Source organism: Pedobacter sp. (genome assembly GCF_045628745.1).
Lineage (GTDB): Bacteria > Bacteroidota > Bacteroidia > Sphingobacteriales > Sphingobacteriaceae > Pedobacter.
The window spans coordinates 1-7,845 of record NZ_JAZQPU010000281.1 but is presented as its reverse complement, the minus strand read 5'-3'; the positions used below and the strand labels follow the sequence as shown (position 1 = coordinate 7,845).

General features: G+C 40.1%; 3 protein-coding genes and 1 tRNA gene. 2 read left to right on the top strand and 2 right to left on the bottom strand.

Going from position 1 to position 7,845, the window contains the following annotated elements; genetic code table 11:
* On the bottom strand, nt 1-2,043 hold a 2,043-nt coding region (locus ACR2F7_RS10585), incomplete at its 3' end, for a TonB-dependent receptor (protein ID WP_432713539.1).
* A gap of 431 nt (nt 2,044-2,474) precedes the next feature.
* A tRNA-Cys gene (locus ACR2F7_RS10580) sits at nt 2,475-2,545 on the bottom strand.
* A gap of 367 nt (nt 2,546-2,912) precedes the next feature.
* Here ACR2F7_RS10580 and ACR2F7_RS10575 point away from each other — a divergent pair.
* Nucleotides 2,913-5,990, top strand: a complete 3,078-nt coding sequence (locus tag ACR2F7_RS10575; protein WP_432713538.1) for a SusC/RagA family TonB-linked outer membrane protein — start codon at nt 2,913-2,915, stop codon at nt 5,988-5,990.
* Nucleotides 5,991-6,001: 11 nt separating this feature from the next.
* Complete coding sequence (locus ACR2F7_RS10570) at nt 6,002-7,660, top strand: RagB/SusD family nutrient uptake outer membrane protein (protein ID WP_432713537.1); 1,659 nt, start codon at nt 6,002-6,004, stop codon at nt 7,658-7,660.
* The last annotated feature ends 185 nt before the right edge of the window (nt 7,661-7,845 follow it).

Genomic DNA, 7,845 nt, shown 5'->3' with positions numbered 1-7,845 from the left:
TCTGAAACCATCCGACAGCTTCTCATTGAAATAAGTTAAGGAAAGTCTGTTGCCATTTAATTCAAAATCTGCATTAAGCTCCAGCTTTTTATTGACGGCTGCTCTTAAATCAAAGTTTGTTCTATCGGTGATATAAGTGATCACGTTGGCCTTTCTATACTCAGGGTTATTGTGGTAGAAACTCAATTGCACAATATCCTGATAGCCTAAATTTGGGTAAAGTTGACTCAACGTAGGCATTTTTGTATGCAAACCATAACCAGCGCCGAAACTCATTTGAAGGTCGTTGTCGCCAACAGCTAATTTGGGTAATGCCCATTTTAAGTTGGCACGGGGGTCTAAATAAATTTTATTGGCAATAGTATATTGTTGATCCATGCCTAATAAGGACATGCCACGTAAGCCTAAAGCAAGGGTAAAGGTATGTTCATGTGCCTTCATGGAAATCACATCTTCTGCAAAAAAGGCCTGGTTAAACATTGCCGGAACATCGTTATAAGCTCTAGGCCTTACATTGATCGTGCTGCTTGTTGGATAGTTTAAATCATAAATTTGTCCCTCACCCAGGTTTTTGCTGAAATTGCTTTCTAAACCTAATTTAATTTCATGTTTCAGGGCCGCTGTTCTGAAACCCATATTTACGATACCTTTTAAAAAGGCCGTTAATGGTTGACCGTCTACCACTAATTTTGAGGCATAACTTGGCGTTAAATAAGTAGCATCGTGAGCACCCTCCGTAACAGAATTGAAAAGTACAGTTGCCGACCTTGCCTGCAGCCACTTTACAGATTCAATACGGTCATTTTGATAGGTAAATTTAGTAGCGACCTCGAAACCTTTAAAGAAAGCGTTTTTATGGTGGAATTTACCAGTTAAGGTGTTAGAGAAATCAAAACTATTATATGTAGATTTATAAGAATCCGTTAAGGCATAGCCATTATCAGGATCGGTACGTTCATTGTCTATGTTTGTTCCATAATCAAATGCAGATTTCCATGTTAAACGATGGGTGCTGTTATCCCAGAATTTTTCAGTACGTAGGGAGGCACTTAGTCTCTTGTAGTTTTCGAAGTTATTGGTAGGTTCTGATTTTGAATTCAGGTAACCAAGATCCATGTTTACAAAAAGGTTCTTTTTAGGGATGCTAAAGCCTTTACTTAATGAAAATAATTTACTGAAACCATCCGTTTTCAGTCTAACGGAATAAAGTGATTCCCCTTTTTTACGTTCTATTTTAATTAAACCACTGGTGAGGTCGCCATATTCAACAGAAGGTATCCCCCTGATGATTTCCACCCTTTCAATCTGATCGGTAGAAATGGAACGCATGTCAACTCCTTTATTCACCGAACTTCTGGTGGCATTAAGGTCAGCGTCAAAGTAGCCAGTTGCACTTTGTAAGTTGGCCGAGGTATTAATTGGTGCACCGTCAATCAAAAAAGCGGTTCCCAATGAACTAATGTCGTAATCACTATTTGTATTTCCTTTGTCACCACCAACTTCCCTTAGCCTGATCTGGTTCATGGAAGTCAGACTTGGATCAATAGAACGGCCACCCGGAAGCAGCTCTAATAAATCTGTAAAACTAGAAGGTTGTAAAAGCTGCATTGCCTTTCTATCGATCACAGAGGTGCTGGTTAATCCTTTAGCTTCGTAGGCGGTAATAAATATTTCGTTAAGGGTTCTGTTAGTGCCTAGCAAAGTAATGGCTAAATTTTGATCTTTAGAGAGCTGAATTACGGCTTGGTAGTGTTTATAATGAATGCTGGAGGTTGAAATTTGGTATTTCCCTAATGGAAGCGCACCGAAACTAAAAGCTCCCTGAGCGTTGGTAAATGCGGTATAGGTTTTTGTGCCTTTGGCAATGACCACTATGGAGTCAATGCCTTTAAATGTGTCCTGAGCAGTAATGCTACCCTTCAGGATAGCCGTTTTAGTTTGAGCGTAACCAATGGTACTAGCACCTGTTAAACATAAAAGTAAAACCGATATAAAGGCGATTCTACACTTAAAACCGCTATAAAATTTTGAGGTTAACGACACGTTCTTATTTAGACTGATTTAAAACTGTGCGAAATTAACAAAATTAAAAGCGGGATTAAAGCGTTTCTTTGTTTTATTTTGAATTAATCTAAATAGTGAGTTTGATCGGTAGCTGAAACCTATTCTACAGCTATTAGTTTCCATATCGTTCAGAGGGCGTTGGTAGGGCCTTTGTAGGGCCTTCGCATATCGATTGGCCCTATGAAGGGGATGGTAAGGCTCTGCCAAGGCTTAACTAAAAATAAATGAATTAATAGCCGACGGATAGCAATCGTTTACTTGCTATTAAATGATAAGAAAATCTATAAGGAGGGCTGGGAGGAAATAGAAAAAGCCTGAAAATTTTTACTGATTTCAGGCTCTCCTTTTCAAACTTACATAGAGCTAACCAAACATCTATAAGTTAAATTCCCGGGCAAACAGGAACCTTGACGTCAAGGGCGGATTCGAACCGCCGTACCAGGTTTTGCAGACCCATACCTATCCACTCGGCCACATGACTATATGTTATTTTTGTTGACTTTTCCTGTCTACATTTCAAAGGTAATAAAATCTACTAAAATAGTATACTTTATTTTAAAATAATTTGTGCTCTTAGTAAAATGCTGTATGCTGGTTTAGCTTTTATCACCGGTGAAATAAGGACCAACACGGCTTTGAAATCAGCATCAACATAAGCTTATACAGGTTAACTTAATCATAACGAGGATAATTAACCCCATAAAATCACGGGAACGATTGCATTGATTTATCAGCATTAATTGCCGTCAACATTGGTCATTTTCCTAAAAAGGTCATTAAATTGTAGTAACAATATTAACCAAATATATGCCCCTCCCAAGGGCAACTTTTCATTAAACCATATAACCATGAAAAAAATTCTATTCTTTTTAGTGTTTTTTCTATTGCTCAAACCCCTGTTGATGGCGCAGAACCAGCCTATTGCAGGAAAAGTAATAGATGAAAAAGGCGAAACGCTCATTGGCGTGTCTGTAAAAGTGAAAGGTTCCTCCATCGGTGCCGTAACTGATGTTGACGGCTCATTTTCCTTAAACGCTCCTCCCAAATCTACCCTTGTCTTTTCTTACATTGGCTTTAGTCCGAAGGAAGTTGTTTTAAGTGGTCAAAAAACACTAACGGTTACCTTAACGCAATCTGCTAGTCAGCTGAATGAATTGGTGGTGGTAGGTTATGGTACACAACGAAAAGCCCAGGTGGCCACTGCTGTAGGAAGTGTGCAGGGAGAGGCTATTGCCGAAAGAGGAACGGTAAGTCCTATGCAGGCCGTGCAAGGCCAACTTGCCGGTGTAGATATTTCTGCCGGTTCTGGTCGTACGGGTGCCAATTTCAATATTCAAATCCGGGGGCAGAATTCTCTTGCCGGCGGACAACCATTATACGTTGTTGATGGGGTTATTGTTTCTGACATCAACTTTTTAAATCCTCAGGATATTGCTAAAATGGATGTATTAAAAGATGCCGCATCAACGGCCATTTATGGCTCCAGAGGGTCTAACGGGGTAGTTTTAGTAACCACCAAAAATGGTTCCAGTATAAAAGGGGGTGGAGCGACCATCACTTACGATGGCTATGTGGGTATTCGTAAAGTAGCCCGCATGCCTGATTTTATGACTGGCGAGGAGTGGTGGGAATACAGACAAAATACTTATATCTCGCCAGAAATGATTGCCGGCAGACCTTATACCAATACCATAGGGAGCTTAGATAACCCTACGGTATTACAAACCGTAGCTGACCATTCTTATACCGACTGGCGCAGTCTTGTTGTTCAGGATGGCATTCAATCGAATCACTGGATCACGGCATCGGGCAGAACAGAAAAAAGTGATATTCAATATTTATTGGGTGCGGGTTATCAAAATGAAAAAGGAAACCTGGTTAACGATGATTTAGGCCGGTATAACATGAAACTCAATGTAGATGGAAAAATCAATGATTATTTCTCTGCCGGGATGAGCGTAAATTTCTCGTTGACAGAAACTAACCGTGGTAGTGATGATGCCATCCGCAATGGTTTTAATATGGCACCTATCTTTAAGCCTTATGATGAAACGGGCAACCTTAAATTCAGACCGGGGCAAATTCCTGTTCCCGGTTCATCTGTCGTGTCCAGTTTTACAAGTACCGTAAATCCACTGTTAGAGAATACCAATTCAGAAAATAATACCCGACGTAACTTTGGTGTGGGTAATGTTTACCTTCAATTTTCGCCCATCAGCTGGTTAGATGTACGTTCTACTTTTTCACCAAGCATCAACTCTGTACGTAATGGCCGTTATTGGGGCTCTTTAACGGGCGTTGGCGATGGCCTTCTGGCAGATGCACAAAGGGTAAATCAACAGACGACCTCCTTTATCTTTGATAACGTATTAACCATGCGTAAAACTATTAAAGAGCATAATTTTACTTTTACCGGCTTATATAGTATCCAAAAGGACAGGTTTGAAAGCGATACCACTAAAGTGAATGACCTTCCTTTCAATTCTTCATATTACAATTTGGGATCTTCTACCAACAGGCAGATTTCTTCAAGTAATTTTAACCAGTTCTCCATTGTTTCCTATTTAGCAAGGGTTAACTATTCCTTCAAAAACAAGTATTTTGTAACCCTGGCCAATCGTTGGGATGGGTCTTCAAAATTAGCTGAAGGACATAAATGGTCATCCTTTCCATCTGCTGCGGTAGCATGGCAAATTTCCCAGGAATCATTTTTAAAAGAAAAAGAATTTTTATCTGATTTAAAACTTCGTTTCAGTGCTGGTGTGGCCGGTAATAACAACAACATCAGGCCATATGAAACACAAATGAATTTGAGCTCGCCTACTTATTATGATTTTGGTGGAACATCTGCCCTGGGTTATTCGCCAGCAAGGTTGCCAAATTCTTCTTTAACATGGGAAAGAACAAGGGAGTTTGACTTTGGTATTGATTATGGCTTCTTTAAAAACCGGATTACAGGTTCCATTGATATTTACGACAAGCTTTCTGACGGCTTATTGCTGAGCAGGGATTTACCTTTAGAAACGGGTTATACTTCTATTAAAGATAATGTAGGCTCTGTAAGTAATAAAGGTATCGAAGTATCTTTAAGAACCGTTAACATCTCTAAAAAAGATTTCTCCTGGACCTCTTCCTTTAATTTTGCAAGGAACAAAAATGCCATTATTGACCTGTTAGACAAAAAAGAAGACCTTGTGGGTAACTGGTGGTTTATTGGTCAGCCAATCAATGTCAATTATATTTATGTGTTCGATGGTATCTGGCAGGAGAACGAACGTGCTGAAGCCTTAAAATACAGTCAGTTGCCGGGGCAGGCAAAAGTGAAAGACCTTAACAACGATGGTAAAATTACAAGTACAGATGACCGCGCCATTGTAGGGCAAAAAGATCCAAAATGGACTGGCGGTTTCTCTACGCAATTTACTTATAAAGCATTTGACCTTTCTGCATCCATCTTTGCCAGACAAGGCATGCAGGTTTACAGTGCTTTCCATAGTGTATTTACCCGTTACAGTGACCGTGGCACCAACAAAATTTATAATGATTATTACATGCCGGCTAATGATGTTACGCAAGCGAGAAGCTCTAACACCTATCCGCAGCCAAGCAATATCGGCCCTTATTGGGATGGTGCTACCGGGGTAGGCTATTTCAAAGATATCTCTTTTGTTAAAGTGCAGAATATTTCCCTAGGCTACACGCTTCCGGCAAGTTTGCTGCAAAAAATAAAAATTAAAAGCTTAAGGGTTTATGCCAATGTTTTAAATCCTTTTGTATGGACTGATTATGACGGTTTTGATCCTGAAAGTGCCAGTGGTATTGATACTTCCCTCACACCTGATGTATCCAGCACCAGCACAGGTAACATCAACAATACTGGCCCAAGTACGGTTACTTACCAGTTTGGTCTTAATCTTAAATTTTAATTCAAGAAACCATGAAAAAACAACTCATATTACTCCTATTTATGCTCTTTGCTACCTTAACAGGATGTAAAAAGTTTTTGGAAGAAGAAAATAAATCGAACATCGTTTCTGATGATTATTACGCAACTGCTGACGGCTATGAAAAACTTGTTAATTCTACCTATTCATCCCTAAGAACAGTTTATAGCTCTCCTTATGTTTTTTGTGCGGGTACTGATATGTATGTGGAAGGGCGTGATGCACAACCTGCAGGCATTAGCGAATACCAGAACTTAACGGCAGATAATGCTGAGGTGCAAACATTTTATACCAACACTTATAAAGCGATTCAGCTGGCTAACACAGCACTCTATTTTAATGACATCACGGCAAGTACGGCAAATTTACCTTTGCGAAAAGGGGAGGTGAAGTTCCTTAGGGCTTATTATTACTTTTTATTGGTGCAGTCATTTGGTGGCGTAAGTTTAGTAACAGACCGATTTACCACACCAGTGGAAGAGTTTAAAAGAAATACGGCTGCCGAGACTTATGATTTCATTATTAAAGAAATGACTGAGGCCCTGGCCCTGGTGCCAGAAACAAGTGCTGATTTTGGTCGTGTAACTAAAAAAGCCATCAGACATTTCCTTGCTAAAGTGCATTTGACACGTGGGTATGAAACTTTTGGCACGGCTCAGGATTTTACCGCTGCTGCAGCCTTTGCAGAAGAAGCCATTGGTGGTAAAACGTTGACTAATACTTTTGAAAACGTGTTTTTACCGGGCAATGAGAAAAATGAGGAAATTCTTTTCTCGATACAGTTTGATGCCGCATCCTTACCTTCTGCCACTACAGGTGGAAATACACAGGCCGCTTTTTTTGGCCCTTATCAAGGCGGTTCGGGTGCTACATTGGGTTATCCTTACCGCTCTTATACGCTAGTACCAACAATGTATACTTTTAATGTATTCAATGAAAATGATGCCCGTTTTGACGCTACTTTTATGATTAATCTCTACCAGCGTTATTATGATTATTACGATAAAAGTGCCGACAGGGCCAACTTAACCATCCGCTATTATTATAAGCCAGCATGGGATACCACAACAGATGCGGCATGGCGTGCGCAGGACCCTACACATAGGGCCACAACAACCATCATTCCTTATGGTCCGGTATGGCAAGCGGGTAGAACCACAGCTTTAGATAACGCAACCCCGACGGTGAAGAAATTTGATGATCCAAAATCGCAGTTTGGGGGAGCCACCAGCACGCGTGATCTTTTTCTTGCCCGTTTAAGTGAAACTTATTTAATTGCTGCAGAAGCTTATTTTAAAGCCGGTAATACCGCCACTGCTGCTGCAAGAATCAATGAAGTACGCCGCAGGGCTGCAAAGCCTGGCAAAGTTACTGAAATGACTATAACACCAGCAAATGTAACCCTGGATTTTATTCTTGATGAAAGAGCAAGGGAACTGGTAGGTGAATACCACCGCTGGTTTGATTTAAAAAGAACAGGTACCTTAATGGCAAGAACGAAACTCTATAACCGTGATATCAAAACCAATTGGTTTGATAAAGGCATTGATCCTTTTTTAGGTGCTGGTGGTCAGTTTAAAATCTTAAGACCTATTCCTAGCAGGGCTCTTGATTTAAATGCAGGTGGATTTGCACAAAACCCAGGATATTAAACCTTATTTACTCATCAGCTTGCTGCGCTTAACTGAAGCAGCAACGCTCAAAAGAAACCGGAGCATTTTTTAAATATTCCGGTTTCTTTTTTTATACGGCTATGGTCAGGTATTCAAGAGCCGCTTAACTTCCTAAATTAAAGCTTCACCTGTCTGATGATATTTTTAATATTGAGCTCAATCAT

Coding starts and splice junctions, on each gene's coding strand:
- ACR2F7_RS10575 (WP_432713538.1), top strand. CDS start 2,913: ATGAAAAAAATTCTATTCTTTTTAGTGTTTTTTCTATTGCTCAAACCC.
- ACR2F7_RS10570 (WP_432713537.1), top strand. CDS start 6,002: ATGAAAAAACAACTCATATTACTCCTATTTATGCTCTTTGCTACCTTA.